The sequence below is a fragment of the Thermosporothrix sp. COM3 genome, assembly GCF_059696735.1.
Window position 1 is genome coordinate 6,633,758 of record NZ_AP019376.1, and the last position, 24,999, is coordinate 6,658,756.

Sequence of the window (24,999 nt, forward strand, 5' to 3'; positions counted from 1 at the left end):
TTTCTCGGACAAAAGATCTATTTTTGATATGGCGTCGCTTCGATCCCGGCGCTAGAGAAGTCGGGCAGCATCCGGAGCATAGGACTTTTGTGCCGTGCCAAGCTGATAGTTTCCTTAGAAAAATCTATGTGAAAGAGTGTTTGCATTACAGAAAGAAACGCGTAGAAGATGTAATAAGAGTTGAGCTTTGTTCTATAAACCGAACTATTGCTTAGAAATGGATGAGTCTACCTTAGAGAATGCTGAAACTTTTCTGGCATATCTTGTCCATCTCTGATCTATGCTGTTATTCTGTTAGAAGAGTGAGCACACTCTTTTATCCAGATGATGGATTCTGTACTTGAAAAAGAAAAGCATGTTTGTTTGCTAGCAGGGCTGGAAGATGGCAATACTTCTTGCGTATCTGCTATCAGGTATATCTTGAACCTGAGTCTTGCTTTGCACTCCTACAGCATTTTTTTCGAGAAGAAATGAAATGCAGGGGTGAATGGATAAACAGTATGAGATTGTAGGGAAGCATCTCTACTGTATCCGATTTTGAATATAGGCCGTGATACCTATATACGAGATACACAACCGTTTGTCTCTTCCCCCTATCTTGATATGCAGGAAGAGATCATCTGGAGAAGGGTCGGAGTGGAATATACTTTTCGACTCTAACAACTGAAGTGCTCTCGTTAGGTCAGAAGTCGCTAGAATCGAAGAGGAGAAGGATCAATGCAGACACCTCAGAAAGGTCGCGGTCGCGGTTTTGCTTCAATGAGTCCTGAAAAGAAACGCGAGATTGCCAGCAAGGGCGGCAGGGCAGCCCATGCACTGGGAACTGCTCATAAATGGACGAGTGAAGAGGCACAGGCGGCAGGGCGTAAGGGTGGATCAATCAGTCGTCGCCGCTCAAAGTATAGTAACACTCAGGCACAAGCATAAGCGTAACAACATGCAAAAAACGAGAAGAGGTCGTGCCAGTACGCGCGGCCTCTTCTCTTGTTGTCAGAACTGACTGATGTAGGGTAAAGGATCCTGCCAGGTATTGTTGAGCACCACCATAAAATGCAGATGGGGCCCGGTCGAATCTCCGGTACTTCCCTCATAACCGATCACCTCTCCTTGCTGCACGTTCTGTCCTGCCTGGACAATCACCCGCTCCATATGACCATAGACAGTTGCAACATAATTACCGTGATCTATTTTGACGGCCCAACCAAGCCCCGACCAATCCCAGCCACTCCAAAGCACCTGACCACTATCAGCCGCCAGCACGGGTGTATGCGGGGGGGCTGCGAGGTCAAGGCCTGTGTGGGGGCTGATACAGTAACACCAATGCTGGAATTCCGGGAGCCCATAGAGCTGCGTGATCCGGGAACCCGGGAGCGGGTTGATAAGGGTACCGGTGCCCTTCACGCCTCCAGCCGGAACTTGTGTCGCACAGACACCCCATAGACCAAGTACAGGCATATTGCAGGCTCCCTGTTTTGTGACCATAGCAGGCGTGATCGTGGGTTTTAGATAGACGGTTGCGGGATGCTGCGTGGTATGGGAAATATTGATAGATGTTGATGGAGCAACTGAGGTCCCGTTCTGCTCTGATGCGAGCTGGAACGGAAAGACCAGCGACAGGAGCAGAATGAACAGGAGACAGAAAAGTGGAAGCAGTCTCATAGAACGCTGGCTGGTGCTTCTCTGCGGATGTGTTTGCTCCGGGGGGATCGTGATCTGCTGCTCTCTCCGCTGGAGCCTGAGATACCGGAAGGGTAGAGGTACCGATTTCGCTGGCAGGGCGATTCGCGGGCTGAATGGGTGTGACTCTATCCTTCGTGAGAAATCATCATCTGAAGATGAGAGCATACGAATGCCTCCACACTACCATAATTTCCACTCTTTCCTTTCAGTATACGAAAAATGTCAGTCTTTCTCGGTTCAATAGCTCGAATAAGGAATTTTGGGTGAGGGAGTGGCGGAAAAGAAGGACCGCCCGGGATGGGAGAAAATGAGGATGGCAAATGAGTCAGATTGATTGACAGTGCCTTTTCGATATACTAAACTGATACAACATAACCACAGCAATTGAATAGTTGGATGGATTGTACATAAATCGCAAGAGAGTTGAAGGGGTGTGAGTGGAGTGTCTTGCAGTCCATATCACCCTTGCTCTCTTTACAATACGACTGTCTGTGCTGATTCTATTACTGGAAAAATGTTCTTCTTCTCTAAAAAACAGGCTTCTGAAAATTTTCAAATGCTGAAGTAGGCGTATTTGTTTCTCTTACCTGAGGAGATCATGACTATCAAGCATACGCAATCATCAAAGGAAGTTGAATGCCAGGATGGAAGCGCGAACGCTCAACCTGCTCCTTCTCCTGATCAACCTGAACGCAAGGTGTGGCAGCCGAAGATCTGGGGTGGTCGTATCTTCCGCTTTAATCTGCATAAATTTCGGTTTTCTGAAGGATTTTCTGTTCGGCGTTTCAGTATTCTTGAAGCCTCTGTGCTGCTGATCCTCGCTATCATTGCCTCAAAAGGGTTAGGGGTGGTGCGCCAGAGCATTTTTAATGCCTTTTTCGGCACAGGACCCGAGGCCAATGCATTTTATGCCGCCAACCGTTTGCCTGAAACACTGTTCAACCTGATTTCCGGGGGAGCGTTAGTGCATGCTTTTATTCCGGTCTTTCTGGCATATGATCGGGAGAAAGGCGCACAGGAGGCCTGGAGACTCTCCAGTCTGGTCTTTAATGTGATGCTGGTTGCCCTCACAGTAGTTGTGATTGTGGCAGAGTTTCTGACACCCGCGTTTGTTGATCATATCTTAATTCCGGGATATGCCGCGTCGGAGCGTGAACTGACAACCTCATTGACGCGCATTATGCTGTTTCAGCCGTTGATTCTGGCACTGGGCACTATTGTGACCGCCGTCTTAAATAGCAAGAGGCAATTCCTTTTGCCCGCGCTCTCTATTGCTATCTATAACATAGGTATTATTGGTGGATTGCTTGCTACAAAGGTGGTGCCGGAGCTGGGTATTTATGGGCCGACCTATGGCGTTCTGGTGGCCTCGGCACTTCAGGTAATTGTCCAGATTCCCGCGCTGCTCAAGCAGGGAGGACGCTATACCTTTGCCTGGAATCTGCGTCACCCGGGGCTCTGGCAGGTCATTCGATTGCTTGGGCCCAATTCGCTCTCAATCGGTGTCGTCTATATCGCTCTGATTGTCGAGACACGTTTTACATCGCTCTATTTGCCAGATGCCGCCAGTCTCTCGGCAATTCACAATGCTGATATGTTGCAAGCGGTGCCTTTTGCCCTGATCTCACAGACAATCGGGCAGGCGTTGTTGCCCCATCTGACCGTTCATGCGACGGCAGGCCGCTTTGTCCGGATGCGGCAGATGGCGGCGAAGGTCATGGGGATCTCAATTCTGCTGACAGTTCCGGCTGCGATTGGGCTTGGCGTGATCGGGCTTCCATTGATTCGGCTTCTCTTTCAGCATGGTGAATTTACGGTGCACTCAAGCCACCTGACTTATCTCGCTTTGCTTGGCTATCTGGTTGGTATTCCAGGGACGACGGCGGGTGATATGCTTTCGCGTGGTTTTTTTGCCTTGAAGGATGCGCACACGCCGCTGTTGACAAACACCATTAACCTGATTGCACGTATTTCTATGATGATTCTACTACTGCGTTTCCTGCCAGGAGAGTATGTTATTATATCAATACCGCTTGCTTATGCGCTTTCGTCGACTATTGAAGCAATTGTGCTGTTCTTGCTCCTCTGGTTCCGTTTGAAGCGCTATGTCAAACAAGATAAAGGGATGGTGCGTCTGTTGCAGCGGCGAGCCTCTCTGGCGGGAAAAGTATGAGCGGTAGAGGTAGAGCAGACTCAGGACCTTTGGCCCTGGACTTCCCGGTAGCAAATCAGGGACAATTTGCACTGTAAGTGGTATGACTCTGCTCGTATACTGTTTAAAAGATCAGGGGTATCAGAGAACAACGTATATGGATGCGAAGGGGAAAGCAGTTGACTTGTGAGATCTGGGAGTACTGGAAGTGGATATGATTGAGGTGCTACCCCTGATCGCTTTTGCCAGTAAGGGTTAGCTCTCATCTTAAATAGAAAGGAACTGACAGGTTTGTGCTGGTATCACCTGTCAGAAGAAAAGCAAGACGTATGGAACCGAACGTACTGCGCAACCAACAGGAGAATCAGCCTGAAAGAGGCTATTCGACGTCGAGGAGGAAAGAGCCGTTCAGCTCAAAAGGTGAGCGAATTGCAGCCGTTGAGATGCGTTTGCGTACGCAAAGGGATGAGCAGCAGCGTCTGGAACGTGTAGCTGAGATAAAGGCGCAGGTTGAAGCGGGAACCTATCAAATAGATAGCCGTGCTATAGCACTTTCCATCTTTCGTTCTTCCACTGATTGGAAGCTGCTCGGATTAGACAAAGCCGTTGCGCTAGAGTGAGAGAGATGAGAGTGTGACTCCTCCCATAGAGGGATGAGCGGGGTATGCGCCGGGGAAGAGCTGAGACATGTTCTTCCCCGGTTTTTTTTGTGGCGTTGAAAAAGCACCGCCTGTTTGTTGTGAGCCTGCCTGCTATCCCGCTTCTTCCCTTGCTTTCTTTTTGGAGATAGGCTATACTGAAAATATAGGAGCAAACGCGAGAAGTTTCGCTTAAAGAAACGGTGTGTTATGCGCAAGAAAGATTTTTCCTCTAAACGAAAAGGTCGCTACATAGCAAGATTCCACGATTTCTGCGGCTTCCATCTGTCCACCTGTTATCCCTGACCTCTTTGTGGGTTTCCGTGCTCACGGAATGCCTCTTCTCTTTATCGTTTCTATGCATCCTGAAGAACGGGAAGGCGCCTGTACGCTGTTTCCGCCATCTTCAAATATCATCTTTTTAGATGCATGGACGACTATTTCGGCAGTAGAATCTGTTGATCTCTATGCCGAACATCATGCCATATCCACAAGTGACCCTTTTTTGAACATGGGTGCATCCAGCACGATGTGATGCCATGTGCGGTCATTGTACCGGTGGTGCGGGACGGGGTGGAATGGCTTGCGGATACTCGCACGAACAGAAAGGATTTTTATGCGTGGTGATGGTTTACCACAGGCCCTTCACGATTCGCAGCGGTACCTGGATGTTGTCTTAAAACCGCAATTGAGCCCGACTGAGGCCCAATGGCTGATTGAAAAGACGGTTGATAACTTTACGAACTACTTTAACAGTGGCTTTATCGACTATCGTAAATCGGTAACCGAGGCGGGCGATTATGCTGCTGTGGAGTGGACCGGACGCGGTGCTACTTTTAAAGACGCGCTCGGACGTACCTTTATCGATTGTCTTGGTGGCTATGGGCTCTTCAATCTGGGTTGGGCTCATCCTGAAGTCGTAAGGGCCGTTCAAACACAGGCGGCGAAGAGTCCGCTCCCCTCGCAGGAATTGCTCGACCCACTTCGCGGCATGCTGGCCCATTTGCTGGCCGAGATTACCCCGGGGGATATTCAGTATAGCTTCTTTGTAAGCAGTGGGACGGAGGCTGTGGAGGGCGCAATGAAGCTTGCCAAGCTCTATACCGGAAAGAGCGGCTTTATTGCGGCAGTTCGGGGCTTTCATGGGAAAACAACTGGTTCACTGGCGCTGACTGGAAAGGCGTTATATCGCCGACCGCCGCTTCCGCTTCATCCTGACATCTATCATGTGCCGTATGGAGATGCCGAGGCTGTTGAGATGCAATTGCGCATTGCCCGGGAAGTCGGGAATGACATTGCGGCGGTGGTGATGGAGCCGATTCAAGGCGAGGCGGGCGCGATTGTGCCACCGGATGACTTCTGGCCCCGCTTGCGTCAGATCTGTGATGCCTATCAGGTCTTGCTGATCGCTGATGAGGTACAGACCGGCATGGGGCGTACCGGGAAGATGTGGGGGGTAGAACACTGGAACGTGGTTCCTGATATCATGACCTCTGCGAAGGCTCTGGGTGGCGGTGTCATGCCCGTAGGTGCCTTTATGGCAAAGCCGGAAATCTGGCAGGTGCTCAACGAGAATCCGTTTATTCATACCACTACAACCGGAGGAAATCCGCTGGCCTGTGCGGCCGCTATTGCCGCTATCCATGTTTCGCTGCGAGAACGGGTCGCGGAACAGGCTGCGACAAAAGGCGAATACCTGCTCGCACAGCTCCGTAAGCTCGCCACACAATACAGTGATTTCTTTGAAGATATTACTGGCAAGGGGCTGCTTCTGGGCATGCATTTTAAGGATGATGAGATTGGCTACGCCATTTCAGCGGGCCTCTTTAAGCGTGGCGTCCTCATTTCCGGCACGATGAATAACGCGCGGGTAATTCGTGTTGAGCCTCCGCTGGTGATTACCCGTGATGAGATTGATACGGTGCTTGATAGGCTTGATGATACCCTGCGTTCATTGCGTGTGGCACGCGCCGGTGAGCGAAACACTGATGCGCTTGTCGCGGTAAAAGATGTGGCTGTGGCGGGCTAAACAATTTGATCGTATACCAGAAAAAAAGTGGCACCGGAATATCTGCTTCCGGTGCCTGCTTGCTTTTGTGGTCGCAGTGGATTAATGCTGAAGGGAATCAACCTGGGAGCGTGCGAATTGTAGCCAGCGCTCTGGCGTGTCATCGGGAACAGAGCATCCGTTTGCAAGGATCAGGCGTCGCCCTTTGGTTTGAGTGATCGCGGCCATGATCTCGTTTGTGATCTCAGTTTCGCCTCCTTGCGTGATCGGTCCGCGCTCAAAGAGCCCACCCATCAGACATTTATCGGTCAGTGTCAGCGCCTCGCTCAGGCTTGGTCCGGTTAGACGATCGCTCCAACTCAGGGCCTGTACTGGATAGCGGTCAAAGAACTCAAAGTAGATTTGATCGCTGCTTTGTTGGGGATCGGCGTGTATATGGGCAATGTTCAGCCAGCCTTTCTCTGCTCCTCGCAGAGCTTGCAGGTCATAGCGCCAGCCGAGCTCTTTATACTCGTCGAGTGTAAAGTCAGCGGTGGTTGCGCCCATGCAGGAATAGAAAATGCCATCCGCCCCCGCATCAATAGCGGCCTCCATCAGCTTACGGAGATTTGCCGCCAGCGTGCCAAGACCTTCCTCAAAGACCTGTGGATCACTGCGTGCAATGTTGATCGTACGGGCATGGGGTGGGCCGAAGAAGAACATCAGATAGGTAAGCGGACTGAAAAGGGTCAGGATGATGGGGTAGTCCGGGCCGACCTCGGCCCGGATCTTCCGAATGCAGAGAAGCTGCTGCTGAAACTCGGGAGTTGTGTCGACGTCGAGCCGCGGCAAGAAGCGTATTTGCCGCGCTTCTAGAAATGGCTGCTCCGGTCCTGGATAGGGAATATCGGGCATAATTTTGATGATATCCAGGTGAAAGGTGTCGTGAAAGAAATGCAGTGTCTGCTCGGCGAGCCGTTCGCCCGACCCTTCAGGGTTGAAATGATGCCAGAAGCAGAGAGGCACCCGATCGACAGGTTCTCCCTTCAACGCTGCACTGACCCGTTCACGAGGTGTCATGTGTTCTCCCATGACGGTTCCCTCCCTGTTGTTATTGTGATTGATCGTTTTCAGTTGGTTGGGTGGGCTCCAGTGGGGCAAGCCCGAGTTCATAGCTTTGAGGTTGATACTCAACGCTCTTTTCAACCTGGGTGGTCAGAAAATGATCGAACCAGCGGGCAAGAAATGCCCCCAGTGCGGCACCTCCCAGTAATGCCGCAACTTTGAGCGCCGCTGTTGCTGAGTTACTCATGAAGAGATCCTTTCTATAGAGCGCAATGAGAGCGCTAATCCCTTTCGGGCGTCTTCTGCTGTTGCCTCCCTCTTTTACCGGTGAGGAGAAATGTTATACTCCCTCTCTATCAATAATACGTAAAGGCGAAGGGCTCGGTTTGGTTTTCGTGCTGGTAAAAGGGAAGATCCGGCGTGTAAGCTGAAGCAGGATATTTTCTGTTTCAGGAGAGTGCAGAGGATTTATGCGTTTCCGTGCGTAAAGCGCTTTCTGTCAAGGTTGATTTGCCAGGGGTACCAAGAAGGGTGATTATATTGATGAGAATTATATATACTCTGACATATGTGCTACAATCTGCTAAAAGCTTTCATCATAGGAAATCTGGTGTAATTATGAGAGGGAGAGAATGAGGAGCGCGATGGATGATATGTTAGGGCGACGCATTCGGATCGCACGGGGTGAGCTTCCCGCGGACATTGTCTTGCGCAATGCAAATGTGGTAAACGTGTGTAGCGGGGAGATATACCTTGCCGATGTCGCGCTTGCTGATGGGTATGTTGTAGGGGTAGGCCAGCCGGGCTCCGGTTATCAGGGAAATGTGGTGCGGGATCTTGAGGGACGCTGGTTAGTTCCCGGGCTAATGGACGGGCATATGCATATTGAAAGCACCATGCTGACCCTGCCGGAGTTTGCACGGATAGTGGTCCCGCGTGGGGTGACAACGGTCATGCTTGATCCACACGAATACGCGAATGTGCTTGGTATTGAGGGGATTCGCTATGTCCTGACTTCCGGGCGTGATCTGCCTCTTAGCTGCTATGTGCTGCTTTCATCGTGTGTTCCTGCATCTGCTTTTGAGAGTCCTTATCATCCGTTATCTGCGCAGGACTTGCAGCCCCTATTGCAGGAGAAGAATGTGCTTGGTCTGGCTGAGATGATGAATATGCCGGGGGTGTTGCAGTGCGATGAGCAGGTCTTAGAGAAGATCGCTATGATATGTGAGAAGGGTTTGGTGGTGGATGGACATGCTCCGGGATTGCGGGGGCGTGACCTCTGTGCTTATGCGACGGCTGGTGTGATGTCAGATCATGAGTGTACAACTGTTGAAGAGGCTCGTGAGCGTATTCGTCTGGGAATGTGGTTGATGATTCGCGAGGGCTCGGCTGCCCGGAACCTTGATGCCCTCCTGCCGCTGGTCAAGGAACTGCATCCTCCTCGTGTCTTTTTTGTGACGGATGATCGTGACCCGCTGGATTTGATGACGCGGGGACATATCGATTCTATGGTGCGTCGAGCCATTGAGCTCGGGCTCGAGCCGGTGGAAGCGATTCGTCTGGCAACGTATAATACTGCGCAGTACTTCCGGTTGTATGATCGGGGTGCGATTGCTCCGGGATTTATTGCTGATCTGGTGGTACTGGATGATCTACAGCGCTTCGAGGTAGAATCTGTCTATAAAGCCGGTGAGCTTGTCGCGCAACAGGGCCGTCTGGTTCAGGAACTGACGCCGCTTGATACGCCTCTCGATGAGGTGAACACGATCAGGATTGGAGCGCTGGAGGAGTCCTCGTTCCAGCTTCCCGGAAAGCCGGGAGAGGTTGCGGTGATTGGTATTGAGCCAGATCAGATTGTGACACAGCATATAAAGCTGGATGCGCCGCTGCGGGATGGGCTGATTGTGGCTGATCCAGAGCGCGATCTACTCAAACTCGCGGTGATCGAGCGTCATCATGCGACGGGTCGCGTGGGTCTGGGGCTGGTACAAGGCTTCGGGTTGAAACAGGGTGCGCTTGGTTCCAGTGTAGCCCACGATGCTCATAATCTGGTGATTGCTGGCACCAATGATCGTGATATGCTCGCGGCGGCGAAGGCACTTGAAGCGATGGGAGGTGGCTTTGTTTTCGTAGTGGATGGAGAGATTCGTGCTGCTGTGCCGCTACCGCTCGGTGGGCTGGTTTCTCCGCTGCCTGCAAGTAAGCTTGTGGCACAACTGCGAGCGCTGGATGAAGTGGCGGCGGCGTATGGCTGTGTGCCGGAACATCCCTGTATGACACTGAGCTTCCTTTCTCTCTCGGTCATCCCCTCACTCAAGCTGACGGATCAAGGCTTGATCGATGTTGAAACATTTTCGGTGCTCCCGCTACAAAGGTAACGTCCATGCTATTGAGGCTAGTTGAATATCATTGGGCAGAGCATCTCGATGACGCGCTTTTGCTTCTCGGGCGGTTGGATGTGAAAACAGTGCCTCTGGCCGGAGGCACCTATTTACTGAATCAGGATGATGATAGTATTCAAGCTGTTGTCGATTTGCGCGATTTGGGTCTGTCCTATATCCAGGAAAAAGAGCGTACGGTGCATCTGGGCGCAATGACTACTCTACAGGCGCTGTTAGAGTCTCCTGTCATGAAACAGCGTGGTATGGAAGTGCTTGCTGCGGCGGCCCAGGCTTCCGCACCCTCCCACTTGATTCGCAACAGTGCGACGGTCGGGGGAACGCTCGGAGCTGGTCTGGCAGCTCAGGCTGATTTGCTCCCTGTCCTGGTTGCCTTCGATGCCGAGGCTGTGGTGCGCTCGGGCTCAAAAACGGAGTTAAATCTGACCGGTGGCTCGTTTCAGCGTTCCGGGCTTCCGCTTTCAGGCGTGGTTTTCAAGGGAAAGCAGGAGCGGCGGCTTGCGGCTGCTACCTTTGAGCTAGAACGACGTCCCAACGAATTGATTATTGAAGTGGTGATGCCGCGTCCCGTGATAGGGTGCGGTACTTCTTTTCAGCGTATCAGCAGTACGCCTACAGATGTTGCCCTGTTAAATGCTTCTGCCCTGGTTGAGATTGAGGAGGGACGCTATAAGCGCGTGCGGTTGGTGTTTGGGGGCGTGAATATGGAGCCGGTGCGCATTCGCGCGCTGGAGCAGATGTTTGAAGGCCAGGTTGCTGCCCAACCGCCGGATAGTGAGCGTATACAGGCTGTTGTACGGCATTGTCTCTCATTCTTCCGGCCTCCTTCCGATTTTCGGGCCAGCAATGGATATCGCCGTGTTGTCGCGATGAGCCTGGGTCAACGCGCCCTTGAAGAGGCTTTTAATGTCGCCCATTGGCGAAGCATTGTTGCATCCGGTACCGATAAATAAGGGATTGTAAGCGAAGATGGAACTTGAACTACGTATCAATGGGGTTGTCATCAGTGTCGATGTGGCGACCAATGAAACGCTGCTGGACATGTTGCGTCGTGAGGGCTATTACAGCGTGCGGCGTGGTTGCGAGACCGGCGCGTGTGGAGCCTGCACTGTCCTGATTGATGGGGTACCGCGTCCTGCCTGTACGATGCTGGCTGCCCAGGCGGGCGGGTGTACAATCTCGACCATTGAGGAGTTATCTGCCCCGACTCCTGCCAGCACTGGCCTGCACCCTTTGCAGCAGGCTTTCCTTGATGTTGGCGCGATCCGTTGTGGTTTCTGTACCTCTGGAATGTTGCTCTCAGCGTCTGCGCTCTTACAGAAGAACCCCTCACCTGAAGAAGCAGACGTCCGTGAGGCGCTTTCGGGTAATTTGTGCCGTTGCGTCAGTTATGATAAGATCGTGCAGGCGGTGTTGCGCGCGGCCGCTCTTTTGCGCGGGGATGATGTGCCCGATGCGTTACAGCATGGAGTGGTCCAGGGTATCGAGACCGGCAATACCACCAAGATGCCGGTTTTAACTGCCTCGGCTATGCGAGAGAAGCCGCCCGAGATCGTCGGAAAATCCATGCCCACACGGACCGCAACCCGCTTCGTTGCCGGGAAAGCCGCTTTTGTAGCGGATACTCATATTCCGGGGATGCTCTACGCGCGTGTTTTGACCAGTCCGCATGCTCATGCCCGCATCAGAGCAATTGATACTTCCGAGGCAAGAGCGCTCTCAGGTGTGTACGCGGTTTTGACCTATAAGGATGTGCCCCGTGTCCCCTACTCGGTGGCTGAGCGCCCGCTGCTTGATCCGGGGCCGCTGGATCAATTTTTGCTTGATGAGGTGGTACGCTATGTCGGTGACAAGGTGGCTGTCGTGGTGGCCGAGACGCCAGAACTTGCAGAACAGGCGCTCAAGCTGATAGAGGTGGACTATGAGGTGCTGCCCGCGATCCTCGATACCCGGCAGGCACTTCAGGAAAATGCTCCCCGTATTCATGCCGAGTCCGATGCAAAGGGAATTGCAGATGCCTCTCGCAATGTGGCGGCACAGGTTCGTGCCGATGCTGGCAATGTCGAGCAGGGATTTGCGGAAGCCGATCTGATCGTTGAGGGCGAATATGTCGTGCCTCTGGTACACACGGCCCCGCTGGATATGCTGCACTCGCTGGCTTATCTTGATGAAGATGGCATGCTGGTTGTGCGTTCTAATACCGAATCTCCTCATCATGTGCGGCGAATGCTTTCCCGTACATTGGGCCTGCCCGTACGCCGTATTCGCGTGATCGGTCAGTCGGTCGGTGGGGGGTATGGTGTCAGACAGGCGCTCGGCCTGGAGGGATTGAGCGGTCTGCTGGCGTTGGCAACGCAGCGGCCTGTGATGCTTTCATATCCTCGTGCGAGCGCGTTCCAGAGCTCTTCTGTGCGGCAACAGTATATTGTGCGGCTGAAGTCGGGTGTTAAGCAGGATGGCACCTTGCTTGCCAATCAGATGATCTTATTAACCTCGACCGGGGCCTATGCCTCTCATCCGCTGGCCGCTCAACAGAATGTGCCTTCTGAGACGCTGGCGCTTTATCCCTGCCCCAATATGCGGTATGTCGCGCAGGTGTTATACACCAATTTGCCGCCTGCTGCCCCGTTGCAGGGCTATGGCGTCCCTCAGGAAATCTTTGCTCTTGAATGCCATATGGATGAGATTGCCCGCCGTTTGCGCCTTGATCCTGTTGAATTGCGGCGGCGAAACTGGATACAGGCGGGTGAAGAGTATCCGCTTGCTCGAACCTCGGTGCGAGGCAAAGATCCGCTTACGTTCCAGGTGGAAGGTGAGGCGTTGCCTGAATGCGTGCAACTGGTTCTGGAGAAGCTGCAATGGCACACAAAGCGCGGCGTCTTCAGCAATGGGCGCACACGCCGGGGAGTTGGCATCGCGCTTTCCATGCTCGGGGCGTCGCACCTGTTGCCTGGCGCTGCTGGAGCGATGGTCAAATTGAACGAAGATGGCTCCTTTGATGTCTTTGTGGGCATCGGTAGCGGTGATGTTCATACCGAAACGGCCCTGATGCAGGTCATTGCTGAAACGATTGGCGTGCCAATGGATCATGTATTGATCCACACGGCGGATACTGCAACCACACCCGCTTCTCTGGGAGAAAGTGCGGCCTCGGCCTTCTATCTGGGTGGTGGTGCGGTCAAGCGGGCCGCAGAGCAGATGCGGCGGCAGATTCTGACAATGGCGGGCCGGATGCTTGGTGTTATGCCGGAGTCGCTCAAATTGGCCTCCGGTGTCATCTCGGCTCCCACCGGACGGACTCTGACGGTTGAACAGATCGCGGGTTACGCTCTCTATGTGGAGAATCGCCAGCTCATGACCAGCGCCTCATGGAAAATGGGACAGATTCCGGTCTCCTTCGTGGCTCAAGGGGTTGAGCTGGAAGTGGATACAGAAACAGGCGCTGTTCGTTTACTTCAGGCCGTTTCGGCGGTTGATATCGGACGAGTTATCAATCCGTTGCTCGCTGAGGCCCAGATTCAGGGCGATGCGCTCCAGGCGATTCACTGGACCCTGTCAGAGGAACTGTCTTACGATCAGAAGGGGCAGCCTCGCCTGACCCAATCTGGACAGTATCACTTGCCAACCGCGCTGGATGTCTTTCCGCTGGAGGTGCATCTTGTGGAGTCCTATGCAACAAATGGATTGTCGGGAGCCAAAAATATCAATGGCATTGGTTTTCATGGAATGGCTCCGGCCATTGCAAACGCGCTCGCGGATGCAATGGGCACCCCATTGGTACAACTTCCGCTAACGCCAGAACGGGTGTTGCGTGCTTTCCATGCTGCTGGACAGGCGCAAGAGGTTAAGCAGACGACTTAGGAAAAAAGGGTATCAGTTCGAGAGGAGATCAAGGTCTCCTCTCGCTTTTTTTGTGTCTGCGTCGGACTGGCTATCGAATTGGCTCACTGGCTTGCTCTTCGGATTTACTGGCGGTTGTTACAATAATACTAGTTCTGGCACGCTACTGTTAACAAACTTTTTGCAAATTGATTACCCAGAGTTAACGTGCTATCATTATCATGGTCTTTGGTTATTTGATTGTGTCTATGGAGAGCTTAATGGACGGCGAGCTTACCGTTTCTGTTTCCGGTCAGGAGCAGAAACCCCTTCCCTGGAAGTCTCGACTGAAACGGTGGATCACAAGTGGTCAAGCATATCTCTATTTACTGCCCGCTTTTGTGATCCTCGGAGTGTTCTCGTATACTCCTACTATCTTCGTATTTGTAATTAGCCTCTTCAAATGGAACTTCCTGCGTCATACTGCACAGCCCTTTGCCGGATTAGGAAATTATGAAGTGCTTTTTCGCGATCCTAATTTCTGGCAATCCTTACAGGTGACGGTTCTGTATGTTGTATTTTCGGTGCCGATCCAGCTTTTTCTCTCGCTTTTCCTGGCTATTATGCTGATGTCAGGAATTCGGGCAAAAGCCTTCTGGCGGCTGGCAATCTTCGCGCCGTATATTATGCCAATGGTTGCCACAACGACTATCTGGCTCTGGATGTTTGATAATTATCACGGCCTCTTCAACGGAGTCTTGAAATGGTTCCACCTGCAACCAATCGACTGGTTAGGCGATCCTCATTGGATTTTGCCCTCGATTATTTTGTATACCACCTGGAAATCACTGGGCTTTAATGTCGTACTTTTCATGGCCGGGTTAACGAATGTGTCCGCCGAACTTTCAGAGGCAGCAAAAGTGGACGGGGCAAACATCTGGCAGGTTTTTCGCCATATCACCTGGCCGATGTTGAAGCCTGTAACAGTGGTTGTCCTGCTTCTGAGTACGATAGAGGCGTTTAAGATGTTTCAGCCCGTGTTCCTGCTCGTTGGCCCAAATGGTGGGGCTGGCAATGCCGGGCGCACGCTTGGCCTGTATCTCTTCTCGAAAGCCTTTGGTACAACAGCTCAGGCTGGTATGGGCTCTGCGATCTCTGTGGTGATTTTCTTGTTGGTCTTTACTATTTCGGTGGCCCAGTTCGCGCTGAATCGCCGGGATGCCGTGGATTAATTCAGGAGTCCGTGATGTCTGCCTCTCTTACCCGAGCCAAGCCAGAAAGGCGCATAAAAGCTTCTACAATACGTTTGATATTGTCTTATGCTGTTGTGCTGATCGCTGCGCTTTGCTCTGTCTTTCCGCTGTACTATATTTTTGTCACATCGCTTTTGACGAACCGCAGCGCTTTTGATGTTGTGCCGCATATCTTGCCCGACTGGGAATGGATGAACTATGTGCGTGCCTGGACGCAAGCACCGTGGGGACGATACTTTTTAAACAGTATCATTGTCGTCATTTGCAGTATTTTGCTGACCTTAACGACGACCTTGCTGGCAGGATATGCCTTCGGGACCATGAAGTTTAAGGGGCGAAAAGTTCTCTTTATGCTGATTCTGGCCCTGATCATGATTCCGAGCGAGGCTATGCTGATTCCGAACTATCTGATTGTTTCCGCTTTGAACTGGATGGATACTTATCAGGCGCAGTTTGTTCCCTTTGGCGTCAGCATTTCAGGAATCTTTCTGTTACGTCAGTTCTTTTTATCTTTACCGCCTTCACTCTGGGAGGCTGCCCAGATTGATGGCTGTACGCGCTTCGGCTTCCTCTGGCGGGTCGCGGCTCCTCTGGCACGCCCGGCACTGGTCGTCATCGCGCTTCAGGTTTTTATTGCGAGCTGGAATTCGTTTCTGTGGCCGTATCTGGTCACGAACTCGGATCTGTTCCGGCCTGTAGAAGTCGGTTTGCGCTCGTTTATCACGGCTGAGGGAACCGATCCTACTGGTCTTGCTGCCGCTGCCTCTTTTACGACTCTGCCTATTCTGGTTATTTTCCTGATTGCGCAGAAGCAGTTTATTGAGGGGATCTCTGCCGGTAGTGTGAAAGGGTGAGTAACCCGTCACTCCTCGGAGTGGCCGGTGAAAATAGACATTTTTATTTTCTTTCTTTGGGAAAGGACACGCGTGACAATGCGTCGTAACTGGTTACGGATTACCGTTTTTGCGTTGCTCTCATTGCTTATTTTAAGCGCTTGTGGTGGTGGCTCCTCCACTGCTGATAACAGTGCGGGCGACACCCCTGGCGTTCTTGATAAGGATAAGAAGTACACTGTTGAGTTCTGGGAAGCTTTCGCTACCAGCACAAACAAGACTGCTCTTGAGACGCTGACAAAGCAGTATATGGAGAAGAATCCGAACGTCACCATCAAACTTCAGGCCTTTGACTCGTATGATACCTTGCGCACCAAGCTGAATGGCGCGATTTCTGATGGCAAGCCTCCTGCTATGGCGCAGGTCTACGAGAGCTGGGCGATGAAATATAAGCAGTCCGATGCTCTGGCATCTTTGAAGCCCTACATCGAAGGAAAGAACGGCTTTTCAAAGGACGAATTGAACGACTTCTATCCTGTGCTGCTCAAGGATGGCGAACTTGAGGGTGAACAGTACATGCTGCCCTTCAACAAGAGCGTGATTGTACTGTACTACAACGAAGATATGCTCAAGAAAGAGGGTATCGCTGTTCCTCAGACGTTTGACGAACTGAATGCTGCGATCCAGAAGCTGACGAAGTCCGATGGCTCCCGCTGGGGTCTTTCGCTGACACCGAGCGTTGACGATTGGAGCATTCTGTATAAGGCGTTTGGTGGCGGTGACTTCACCTCGTCTGATGGCACAAAAGCGGTGTTCGGTGATGAGCCCAACGCGAAGGCCTCTTTGCAGGCGCTGAAAAACTTTGCTCCGCTCGTCAAGAGTGGCGCCGTTCATGTAACCAAGCAGTACAACTGGCAGAACGACTTCGCTTCCGGGAAAGCGGCCTTTGCGATTAGTACTGTCGCAAGCTATCCGTTTGTGAAGAAGGCCGTGGATGGAAAGTTCAAAGTGAATCAGGCTGTGATGCCTTCCGGACCTTCTGGACACTTTACCTCGCTGTTCGGTACCAATCTGGCAATGTTCTCCGGAGTGGATAACGACACTAGAAATGCCGCCTGGGATTATATGAAATTCCTGGTCAGCTCTGCTTCAAACTCCTACTTTGTCCAGCAGACCGGCTATATGCCTGTGCGCAAGTCGGCTGCCGAAAGCCCGGAGCTGAAGAAATACTTCGAGCAGAACCCTGATCGCAAAGCTGGCCCCGATTCAATGGCGTATGGCTTTGTGCCTTCGGTCATGCCTGCCTGGGATGACTGTCGTACCGAAATCACGACCAACTACACCAGCGCTCTGACCGGTCAAGCTTCACCGGAAGACGCGTTGAAGAAGATGTCACAGGCGTGTTCTTCGGCCCTCTCTCAAGGCTAAAAACACGATGATTTCGGGGTATGTGCTGCTTCTGGTACATACCCCTTTTTTGTTACTTTCTGCCTGTCCTGGACGTCTTGTAATGCAAGAGTTTATCCGGAAAACGAAAGGTGTGGTCATGAAAATAAAGTATCCCGATCGAACAGACTGGAAGCGCGTGGTAAAGAGATGCTATGCCGAGACCGAACTGCATACACCCGTTTTTCATGGAACGGTTACGTTGTTTCGGATCGATGAAGTGGTAGAGCCGCTCTACTTCGTGATGGATGGTGAACGCGTCTGTCGTGCCGATAATGGCTATTACTGGATGCAACATTTCCCTCACGGCTCCCGTTATGTGATAACCACCTTCTTTAATTCCTCGCGTGAAGTGCTTGGCTGGTATATTGATATCTGTGCGCGTCATTATCGCAATGAGCAGGGCCGCCTCTGCTATGAGGATCTCTATCTTGATCTGGATATTCTGCCCTCAGGAAAGATAACATTGCTGGATGTTGATGAGTTGGATGAGGCGCTTTATAGTGGTAAGATCACCTCGACGGAGTACGAGCTTGCCTGGCGTGAGGCTCATAGCCTGATGCTGGCGATAGAGCATGATCGTTTCCCTCTGCTCTGGGAATGCGAGTACGATATAGAGAAGCTTCTTCCCCTGCTTCAGGAGCCCTCCTGATCCGCCCTCTGCCTTCTGAATATCTCTTTCAAGCAAGCGATCATTCTTTTGCTAAAGTGTGAAGGATTACCGCTCTAGCACATTGAGTGGAAGCCGTTCTTCATGATATAGTTGGTTTTACAGATGAGCATGCTTTACTGACTGCCTTCTGTTATCACGGTCCTTTTTCTTATCGAAATGTATGAATACTATGCTCGAATAACGAAGAGAGACTGAATTGCTTGACTCCTGGCATGAATTGGAGAGATTGTATGGCAGATCTGGAGGGAATGACGCTTGACCGTTACGAGTTACGGCGTGTGATTGGAAAAGGGGGGATGGCTGAAGTCTATGAGGGCTATGATCCGCGCTTTGAGCGGAAGGTTGCCATTAAGATCTTTATACGCAATGATGAAGAGATGCTTAACCGCTTTATTCGGGAAGCACGCGTCATGGCGGCGCTGCGTCATCCTCATCTTATTCCCATTTATGATGCTGGTAAAACAACCCTCAATGGTGCTCTTCGTCACTATATCGTGATGCCTTTGATGCAGGGCGGAACGCTGCGTACCCGGCTACGCAAAGGTCCATTATCACCGATGGAGGTGCGCCAGTATTTGCGCTCAATTGCTTCCGCGCTTGATTATATGCATCAGCAGGGAATTATCCATCGGGATATCAAGGCCTCGAATGTGCTGCTTGATGAGCAGGGCCACTGCTATCTGGCAGACTTTGGCATTGCGCGCCGTGCCACTGATGCGACTCAGTTAACCTCAACTGGCTTTGTTCTGGGGACGGCGGATTATATCGCTCCAGAGCTGTTTGATGACGGGCGTAAAGCCGATGCCCTGAGCGATCTCTATTCCCTTGCGGTCTTGCTCTTTGAGATGGTAACTGGACGTCTTCCCTTTGAGTCCGAGAATCAGCTTGTGCTGGTGACAATGCACATGTCGAAGGAACCTCCTTCTCCGCGAACGTACGTGCCTGACCTCCCGCCACAAACCGAACAGGTCATACTGAAAGGGCTGGAAAAGAAGCCGGAACATCGTTATCCCTCGGCTCAAGCACTGGTGGAAGCGTTTGAACAATCACTACAGCCTCGCCCTGCTATGGTGGCCGCTTCAGGTATTCAGGAAATAAACGGGCAGCGGCTTGTCTTGCCTGCTCCTCCGCCTGTCGCTTCTTCAGCAGTTCAGCCCATGCACGTTGGGGCCCCGCTGCGTGCCACCTCATCTCACAGACGTCTGTATATTCTGCTTGCCTCCTTTCTGTCTGTGCTCCTGATACTTGGCCTGTTGATTGCAGTGGTGCTGACCAGTATGCAGCAATCTCCAACTACAGGCACGCAGTCACCGCCGCCTACTACTGGCCGTCCGCCAACGGATGCAGACAAGCTCAAGGAAATCACAAGCGGGAAGCCCGCCTTCTCGGATAAACTGAATGATTCGGATACAGAGTGGCAATGGGATCATAATAATAATTGTACGTTCAAGCATGACGGCTACCATGTGACAACGGGCAGAGAGCTGGTAAATCTGTCCTTTAAGGGCTGTATGGAGAACGCATACCAGTTTCATGATGCGACAATTATGGTTGATATGACGATTGCTCAGGGAGAGAAGGGGGGCATCTTTGTGCGCGCCCAGAAGGATGGTTTCGGGAACTTCGCTGGCTACCTTTTTCTGGTCGATGTGCAGGGAGCTTATCAACTGCTGTATTCTGAGAATTTTTCAATGAAATCGCAGGTCTTGAGCAAGGGATCTATCACGCAGGATTTTAAGCAGGGGGGAAAGAATACCCTGCAAATTATCGCTGAGCAGAATAAACTGTCATTATATGTCAATGATATCTTTCTAGAAACGATTCAACATGATGCATTGTCAGAGGGTACGATTGCATTGTATGCTCGTTCGGATCAAGTAGGTGTGGATGCAGACGTGATTTATCGCAACTTGCGCGTCTATACCGAGCGGGGCAGGTAGTGTGTGGGCGGTGATGAGAGAGACAGCAAGCGGTGGTGCAAGGCTTCTTGTCTCTCATCGCCGTCCTGCAACTATATCTAGCGTTTGGGTGAGTGCGCTATCAGCAGACCGGTGGGTTTCTGAATCCGAAGCGCCCCTTTTTGTGCGATTTCCTTTGCAATGATCTGTTGAAGCTTTGTTTTCTGCTCGGGTGTCAGCGTTTCTCCTGTTGCGCCCGAGAGGATGTAGTTGAGCAATGGTTCTGTCTCTGTCACAACCAGTTGATCGCGATAGCCGTCACCGGTGACCTCGTGGAAGTAGTGTGCTAACTCCTTGTAGCCAGATTCCAGCGTGAAGCCGTCACCGCTCTCATTGCCAAACAGGTCTGTATCAGTGGCCCCGACCAGCTGAAGCAACTGTCTGATTTCCAGCAGGTATCCTTTACCACTTGTCGCTGCATAGAGCGTGCCGTTTGGTTTGAGGACACGGCAAATCTCATGCAGGGCGCGGGCTCGATTGGGCACATGGTAGAGCATATGGTTTGCAATGACGACGTCCAGGCTTTGATCTGCAAACGGAATTGATTGTGCGTCGATGATACGGAACGTGAAGAGCCGTTCTTTGCCCTGAAGGTTTTGCTGTGTTTCCTGGAGCATGCCTACGGAGAAGTCCGAGAGAGTGATGTGCCAGCTCGGATTGAGCCGATCGAGGTTATTTGTCCAGAGTTGCCCGGTACCACAGCCCAGTTCGAGAATAGCGCTTTCCGGCTCAAGCTTGAGGTGGTCAAAGATCCAGCGATGGAAATTGTATTTGTTCTGACTGAAGCGGGTGTGTAGCTGAATACGGGCGTTGAGCTTGCTTCCATTACAATACTGCTTGGTGAGCAGGTACTTTTGATCCGCAATTGCTGTCATCGCTTCTTGCGTTGCGACCCTTCGTATCGATGGGGAAAGGGTCGCGCCTCCTTTCATCCAGCCCCACTGGCAATTTTGTATATTTCTTTAGAGAAAGCTTACCATCTTCTGGAAAGAAGCTCAACAAACTCGCCTGTCAAGTAGGAAAAATTTATTCTTTTCCTGATAAAACAGTTTAATTCATGTAATCCCGTGGCTGAATCAGGTTATGTTCTACTGCATAGGCGGCAGCCTCGCTGCGGCGCGAGAGCCCGAGCTTCTCTAGAATATGGCTGACATGGTTACGAGCCGTTTTTTCGCTGACGGAAAGCTGCTCGGCGATCTGCTTGTTGGTGAGGCCACGCGCAACAAGCGTCAGTACCTCGCGCTCTCGTTCGGTCAATTCGTTGCCGGGAGCCTGCTTGATAATTTGTTGCGCTTTCCGTGGATCGAGCAAGCTTTGTCCGGCAGCGATGGCACGGATAGCCTTGAGTAGCTCATTGCGGCTAACATTCTTCAAAAGATAGCCGCTCGCGCCCGCCATAACGGAGGCCAGCACCGCTTTATCATCGGTATACGAGGTAATCATCAGGATACGGATATGCGGGAACTGGCTTTTGATCTCGCGGCAGGCCTTGATGCCGTCCATCTTCTCCATCCGAACATCAAGCAGGATGACATCCGGGGAGAGCAGACCTGCTTTCGCGACTGCTTCAGCACCATTGCTGGCTTCACCTACGATGGTAATATCGGTTTCCAGCTCAAAGGCGGCACGCATGCCCAGGCGAACGACTTCATGATCATCGACGAGCATCAGGCGGATCTTAGGATGTGACATGGATGTTCTCCTCTGGTTGTATTGTGAGGTTGGTGCTAAGACGCCTCTCGGGTGAAACGGGTAAGCAGAGCCATATCTGGACGCCTCCATTTGGGCTGGAACGCATGGTCAGGGTGCCGCCGACTTCTTCGGCGCGTTCACGCATACTGTTCAATCCATGACCGGAATAGATCGGTGTCCCGTTCCTGTCAGCGCTATCGTCATCTGGCTTCATGCCCTTCCCGTTATCGCTGATAGTGACCTCAATCGTGTCCGGATCGTAACACAGCGAGACAGAAATTGTCGAGGCCTCAGCATGTTTATAGGCGTTGGTCAGTGCCTCTTGAACGATACGGAACGTCGCGGTACTGGTCTGTTCCCAGGCATGCCTGTCTCGCTCTCGCAGGTGTGCCTCCTGTTCCTCGTTTTCAATTGTGAGCTGTGTCCGGAGCCCGCTGATGGTCTCAAACTCGCTGAGCTGGTTGGAAATCATCTGTGTCAGGGTCGTTGTGCCACTGAGCAGTGGTTTGAGCGAGAACATATAGGTTCGCGTTTCCCAGAGGGCCTGTTTTGAGATGGTGACAAGGTGCTTCAGACGTGCCACAAGTGGAGAGAGCATTTCCGCCTGACTTGCCGAGGTCTCCATAATGTTCTGGGCCTGAGCGACACAGGTTTCAGCATGGATACTGAGAATATAGATATGCTGTGCTACACCATCGTGAATCTCGCGAGCAATCCTGCGTCGCTCGGCGATGGCGGCAAGCTGCACCGTCTGTTCTGTCAGGCGGATATTTTCCAGGGCGGTGAGAAGCTGGTTGCCAGTAATTTTGAGATAATCGATGTAGCGATAGGCAAGCGGTGTTCGTCGTCGGCTCTCGGCACCCAGAATAAGCTGTAATGAACCTTCTTTCGTGATAGGGATATACAGACGCGAGATTTTGTAGCTGCCATTGAGCGCTGACGTCTGTGTGGTGAACGTATTCAGGATGCGTTTGTGCCGCAAGACATGTTCAAGAAGCTCCTCATTGACCGGAGGAAGGTGGTGTGTGCCATCAGAGTTCTCATAGACCTCGGCGATGGCTTGAGCAGATCCCTGCTCGGGTGTGTGGATCAGCGCAATCAGTACGCGGTGGAAGTGCCCGCCCAGGCGAATAAGCTGTATGCTTTGCTGAATCAGGCGTTTTTTATCGTGAGCCTCTTGCAGAAGAATCTCGCCAATCCGGAGCTGGGCCCGCTGGATACGGAAGCTGGCCTGAAGGTTACGCAGGTTCTGTGTGTAGCTTGAGAGCAGTGACACAACAAAGGCTGCCAGCGTCGCTGCAACAGGAGCATCGATTAAAGATCCGGTGATATCGATAACATTGGCATGATAGGTGTTGTCGTATGGCGGGAAGAAGATGCCAAGTATGATAAAGAGATCATAGCCGAGCGCGGTTGCAATGCCTCCACGATAGCGATAGGAGAGAGCCGCTGCAAACGCGGTTGAGATGCCATAGCGATAGAAGGGCGAGGCCGTACCAAAGTTGGGAGCCGGGGAGAAGGGCCCACTTAAATACGTTGCCATGCCACAGATGACAAGGTCCAGAACGTGAACACCAACACGCCAGGTGGGGCTATCAAAGTTTCCGAGTGGCGTAAAGATGTTTTCGTCCTCGTCCTCATCAACAAGCTTACGTCCTTGCAGGAAGCGCGGCAGGCGTAGCGCTGGCAGGAGGGGCTGAATAATAGGGGCGTACAGGGTCACGATCAACGTTTGAATGAAGGTGACGCCTAGCAAGACCAGGCTGACTTTATAGCCGGTTCTCTGGGTGTAGACAGGGTTGGCGTGAGAGCCAACAAGCAGGATGAGCGCGTAGAGCCACATGCTCCAACGCCAGACAAGGAAGAAATAGCCTGGAGTGGTGCGCAGACGACGCCCGGTGCTTCCAGGAAAGGCTTTCAGCAGTTTGCGAAAGGTTTTCATAAAACTCATATGTTCTCTTTTTGCATGCAAAGTCTATACATATGCTGTTGTATAAAGTAGTGCTATGAGAAGTATGCAACTTTTCAAAGGCCGTGTCAACAGACGGCTTTTTTGCTACAATAGAAGGGACGTTGTACGGGAGCTGTCTATTCTTTGCTGGCTGCTGTTGGCAGAGTGTAGGGTGTATGTGATATGGTAATGATACACATAGCTGATTCCGTTTTGTCAGGACAAAGAAAGAACAGATAACAAAGGTCTCCTCTTTCAACTGATCTGGCAACCCAAGCGGAACGAAGCCTTTGCAATGTTGTTTGACTAGAACGGAAGGGACGGTTTATCATCGTGGAAAAAGCCAAACGCAAACGTACCTCGTTGATGGCTATACTTGGCGATCTCAACCGACCTTTGCGCGTACGCCCGGTTCGTTATATGGGCCGTGAATGGTGGGCTATCGATCCAGAGGACATATGGCCTGGTATGGTCATGGATCTGCGTCGCTTGGGTTTCGAGGCTATGGCTATGGGAGATGAAGTTCTGGTACGTGAAAGCATGCCAGCTCTTGAAGCTCCTGTGGATGGCTCGATGTATCCTGGTGGACTAAAGCCTTTCCCGTCGGTTCATCCAACAATCCGTATTCGGAAAGATGCGTATTCCACTCGCTATTCTGGATTATCCTATCTGGATGAGGAAGAAGATGAGCTGGAACCGACGGATTTAAGCTATGATGATCTTTTGCCCGACGAGGAAGAGGATATAGAGCTCTCAGAGCAAGAATACAGGGCCTGATTGCCCGATATCCTCTCACAATAGATACCATATTCCCCCTTTGCAGGTGTTCTCGAGCGCGAGAATGGCTTGTAGAGGGGACAATATGTCCTCTCTTCTCCGACTTTCCCTCTGCTTCAACCCCCTATCGGTGTGTACCTCCACAGGTGTTGGTTCGTGTCTTAATCATGGCTGATACCGTTTGAAGGAGGAATCAACAAGATGAAGAATCAGGAACGAGAACCATATAAACAGTATGATACCGAGCGAGAAGATCAGGAAGAGTATGAGCAGGAACGGAAGAAGATGAACCGTCTGGATGAGGTGACACCGCAGAATGACCCTCATCTGTTTGGGGCGAGTGAAGATGCCGCTGATTATAGTTTCCGTGGACCGCATGGCGAGTACGCTGAAGAGAAAGCACCGGACCAGTATGGTCCACAAGATCAGTTTGGTGATGTAGACAACCAGGACCCATACTCAAACCTCGATCAAGAAGATACGCTTGCGGAGGAGGAGGAGCCTTCAACCGATCCCCGCGGCGAAGATCCCACACGTACGCCGACCGGTGAAGAGCCCTATGGCCTTGATGAGCCTCTTGCAAAACCCGGTCAGCGCAGTAATGTTGGGCGTGACCGCGATAAGTATGGAACGAAAGGATTTCAGGATCAATATGACGGCTCGTTCTAAGCGGGCG

Annotated in this window: 20 protein-coding genes; 14 read left to right on the forward strand and 6 right to left on the reverse strand. The window is 51.8% G+C overall.

Annotated features, from left to right (window positions below):
- The first annotated feature begins 717 nt into the window (after window positions 1-717).
- On the forward strand, window positions 718-927 hold the full coding sequence (locus KTH_RS28380; protein WP_111320417.1) for a KGG domain-containing protein: 210 nt from the start codon (window positions 718-720) through the stop codon (window positions 925-927).
- 63 nt (window positions 928-990) lie between these two features.
- On the opposite strand, the gene KTH_RS28385 is transcribed toward KTH_RS28380, so the two are convergent.
- A complete protein-coding gene (locus KTH_RS28385) occupies window positions 991-1,659 on the reverse strand; it encodes a M23 family metallopeptidase (RefSeq protein ID WP_211326068.1) in 669 nt (222 codons plus the stop codon).
- A gap of 619 nt (window positions 1,660-2,278) precedes the next feature.
- Here KTH_RS28385 and murJ point away from each other — a divergent pair.
- The 3 genes from murJ (at window position 2,279) to KTH_RS28400 (ending at window position 6,499) form a co-directional block, all read left to right on the forward strand.
- Window positions 2,279-3,853 carry a murein biosynthesis integral membrane protein MurJ gene (gene murJ, locus KTH_RS28390; RefSeq protein WP_497622243.1) on the forward strand — a complete coding sequence of 525 codons (1,575 nt, stop codon included), beginning with the start codon at window positions 2,279-2,281 and terminating at the stop codon, window positions 3,851-3,853.
- A gap of 308 nt (window positions 3,854-4,161) precedes the next feature.
- A complete protein-coding gene (locus tag KTH_RS28395) occupies window positions 4,162-4,452 on the forward strand; it encodes a flagellar biosynthesis anti-sigma factor FlgM (protein ID WP_111320423.1) in 291 nt (96 codons plus the stop codon).
- Window positions 4,453-5,086: 634 nt separating this feature from the next.
- Window positions 5,087-6,499 (forward strand): putrescine aminotransferase, encoded by a 1,413-nt coding sequence (locus KTH_RS28400; protein WP_111320425.1) that lies wholly within the window; start codon window positions 5,087-5,089, stop codon window positions 6,497-6,499.
- Window positions 6,500-6,580: 81 nt separating this feature from the next.
- On the opposite strand, the gene KTH_RS28405 is transcribed toward KTH_RS28400, so the two are convergent.
- Together KTH_RS28405 and KTH_RS28410 are read right to left on the reverse strand one after the other, a co-directional pair.
- On the reverse strand, window positions 6,581-7,549 hold the full coding sequence (locus tag KTH_RS28405) for a uroporphyrinogen decarboxylase family protein (protein ID WP_497622245.1): 969 nt from the start codon (window positions 7,547-7,549) through the stop codon (window positions 6,581-6,583).
- A gap of 19 nt (window positions 7,550-7,568) precedes the next feature.
- Window positions 7,569-7,769 carry a hypothetical protein gene (locus KTH_RS28410; RefSeq protein WP_497622247.1) on the reverse strand — a complete coding sequence of 67 codons (201 nt, stop codon included), beginning with the start codon at window positions 7,767-7,769 and terminating at the stop codon, window positions 7,569-7,571.
- A 397-nt stretch (window positions 7,770-8,166) separates the two neighbouring features.
- Between KTH_RS28410 and ade the strand changes: the two genes are divergently transcribed.
- The 8 genes from ade (at window position 8,167) to KTH_RS28450 (ending at window position 19,885) form a co-directional block, all read left to right on the forward strand.
- Window positions 8,167-9,900, forward strand: coding sequence for an adenine deaminase (gene ade, locus KTH_RS28415; protein ID WP_497622249.1), 1,734 nt, complete (start codon window positions 8,167-8,169; stop codon window positions 9,898-9,900).
- Between the two features lie 5 nt (window positions 9,901-9,905).
- On the forward strand, window positions 9,906-10,874 hold the full coding sequence (locus KTH_RS28420; RefSeq protein WP_111320433.1) for an FAD binding domain-containing protein: 969 nt from the start codon (window positions 9,906-9,908) through the stop codon (window positions 10,872-10,874).
- Between the two features lie 16 nt (window positions 10,875-10,890).
- The gene (locus KTH_RS28425) at window positions 10,891-13,782 is read left to right on the forward strand and encodes a molybdopterin-dependent oxidoreductase (RefSeq protein ID WP_497622251.1); all 2,892 of its coding nucleotides are present in this window, start codon (window positions 10,891-10,893) and stop codon (window positions 13,780-13,782) included.
- 239 nt (window positions 13,783-14,021) lie between these two features.
- Entirely contained in the window at window positions 14,022-14,972 is a 951-nt protein-coding gene (locus tag KTH_RS28430; protein WP_170142430.1) for a carbohydrate ABC transporter permease, read from the forward strand.
- Between the two features lie 74 nt (window positions 14,973-15,046).
- A complete protein-coding gene (locus tag KTH_RS28435) occupies window positions 15,047-15,847 on the forward strand; it encodes a carbohydrate ABC transporter permease (protein ID WP_246046357.1) in 801 nt (266 codons plus the stop codon).
- A gap of 78 nt (window positions 15,848-15,925) precedes the next feature.
- Window positions 15,926-17,254 carry an ABC transporter substrate-binding protein gene (locus KTH_RS28440; protein ID WP_111320441.1) on the forward strand — a complete coding sequence of 443 codons (1,329 nt, stop codon included), beginning with the start codon at window positions 15,926-15,928 and terminating at the stop codon, window positions 17,252-17,254.
- Between the two features lie 118 nt (window positions 17,255-17,372).
- Entirely contained in the window at window positions 17,373-17,924 is a 552-nt protein-coding gene (locus KTH_RS28445) for a ribonuclease FAU-1 family protein (protein WP_170142431.1), read from the forward strand.
- A gap of 251 nt (window positions 17,925-18,175) precedes the next feature.
- Complete coding sequence (locus KTH_RS28450) at window positions 18,176-19,885, forward strand: serine/threonine protein kinase (RefSeq protein WP_170142432.1); 1,710 nt, start codon at window positions 18,176-18,178, stop codon at window positions 19,883-19,885.
- Between the two features lie 77 nt (window positions 19,886-19,962).
- Here the strand turns inward: KTH_RS28450 and KTH_RS28455 are convergent, their stop codons facing one another.
- From KTH_RS28455 to KTH_RS28465, 3 genes are all read right to left on the reverse strand, one after another.
- On the reverse strand, window positions 19,963-20,778 hold the full coding sequence (locus KTH_RS28455; RefSeq protein ID WP_170142433.1) for a class I SAM-dependent methyltransferase: 816 nt from the start codon (window positions 20,776-20,778) through the stop codon (window positions 19,963-19,965).
- A 175-nt stretch (window positions 20,779-20,953) separates the two neighbouring features.
- A complete protein-coding gene (locus KTH_RS28460; protein WP_111320449.1) occupies window positions 20,954-21,595 on the reverse strand; it encodes a response regulator in 642 nt (213 codons plus the stop codon).
- Complete coding sequence (locus KTH_RS28465; protein ID WP_111320451.1) at window positions 21,582-23,546, reverse strand: GAF domain-containing sensor histidine kinase; 1,965 nt, start codon at window positions 23,544-23,546, stop codon at window positions 21,582-21,584. Before KTH_RS28465 ends, KTH_RS28460 begins: the two co-directional genes overlap by 14 nt.
- A gap of 333 nt (window positions 23,547-23,879) precedes the next feature.
- Between KTH_RS28465 and KTH_RS28470 the strand changes: the two genes are divergently transcribed.
- Window positions 23,880-24,323 (forward strand): hypothetical protein, encoded by a 444-nt coding sequence (locus KTH_RS28470; protein ID WP_111320453.1) that lies wholly within the window; start codon window positions 23,880-23,882, stop codon window positions 24,321-24,323.
- Between the two features lie 201 nt (window positions 24,324-24,524).
- Window positions 24,525-24,992, forward strand: a complete 468-nt coding sequence (locus tag KTH_RS28475) for a hypothetical protein (RefSeq protein ID WP_111320455.1) — start codon at window positions 24,525-24,527, stop codon at window positions 24,990-24,992.
- Window positions 24,993-24,999 lie beyond the last annotated feature (7 nt).

What these genes read in the sequence shown, in the direction of transcription:
- KTH_RS28380 (WP_111320417.1), top strand. Translation starts at nt 718, where the DNA reads ATGCAGACACCTCAGAAAGGTCGCGGTCGCGGTTTTGCTTCAATGAGT.
- KTH_RS28385 (WP_211326068.1), bottom strand. Translation starts at nt 1,659, where the DNA reads ATGAGACTGCTTCCACTTTTCTGTCTCCTGTTCATTCTGCTCCTGTCG.
- murJ (WP_497622243.1), top strand. Translation starts at nt 2,279, where the DNA reads ATGACTATCAAGCATACGCAATCATCAAAGGAAGTTGAATGCCAGGAT.
- KTH_RS28395 (WP_111320423.1), top strand. Translation starts at nt 4,162, where the DNA reads ATGGAACCGAACGTACTGCGCAACCAACAGGAGAATCAGCCTGAAAGA.
- KTH_RS28400 (WP_111320425.1), top strand. Translation starts at nt 5,087, where the DNA reads ATGCGTGGTGATGGTTTACCACAGGCCCTTCACGATTCGCAGCGGTAC.
- KTH_RS28405 (WP_497622245.1), bottom strand. Translation starts at nt 7,549, where the DNA reads ATGGGAGAACACATGACACCTCGTGAACGGGTCAGTGCAGCGTTGAAG.
- KTH_RS28410 (WP_497622247.1), bottom strand. Translation starts at nt 7,769, where the DNA reads ATGAGTAACTCAGCAACAGCGGCGCTCAAAGTTGCGGCATTACTGGGA.
- ade (WP_497622249.1), top strand. Translation starts at nt 8,167, where the DNA reads ATGGATGATATGTTAGGGCGACGCATTCGGATCGCACGGGGTGAGCTT.
- KTH_RS28420 (WP_111320433.1), top strand. Translation starts at nt 9,906, where the DNA reads ATGCTATTGAGGCTAGTTGAATATCATTGGGCAGAGCATCTCGATGAC.
- KTH_RS28425 (WP_497622251.1), top strand. Translation starts at nt 10,891, where the DNA reads ATGGAACTTGAACTACGTATCAATGGGGTTGTCATCAGTGTCGATGTG.
- KTH_RS28430 (WP_170142430.1), top strand. Translation starts at nt 14,022, where the DNA reads ATGGACGGCGAGCTTACCGTTTCTGTTTCCGGTCAGGAGCAGAAACCC.
- KTH_RS28440 (WP_111320441.1), top strand. Translation starts at nt 15,926, where the DNA reads ATGCGTCGTAACTGGTTACGGATTACCGTTTTTGCGTTGCTCTCATTG.
- KTH_RS28445 (WP_170142431.1), top strand. Translation starts at nt 17,373, where the DNA reads ATGAAAATAAAGTATCCCGATCGAACAGACTGGAAGCGCGTGGTAAAG.
- KTH_RS28450 (WP_170142432.1), top strand. Translation starts at nt 18,176, where the DNA reads ATGGCAGATCTGGAGGGAATGACGCTTGACCGTTACGAGTTACGGCGT.
- KTH_RS28455 (WP_170142433.1), bottom strand. Translation starts at nt 20,778, where the DNA reads ATGACAGCAATTGCGGATCAAAAGTACCTGCTCACCAAGCAGTATTGT.
- KTH_RS28460 (WP_111320449.1), bottom strand. Translation starts at nt 21,595, where the DNA reads ATGTCACATCCTAAGATCCGCCTGATGCTCGTCGATGATCATGAAGTC.
- KTH_RS28465 (WP_111320451.1), bottom strand. Translation starts at nt 23,546, where the DNA reads ATGAGTTTTATGAAAACCTTTCGCAAACTGCTGAAAGCCTTTCCTGGA.
- KTH_RS28475 (WP_111320455.1), top strand. Translation starts at nt 24,525, where the DNA reads ATGAAGAATCAGGAACGAGAACCATATAAACAGTATGATACCGAGCGA.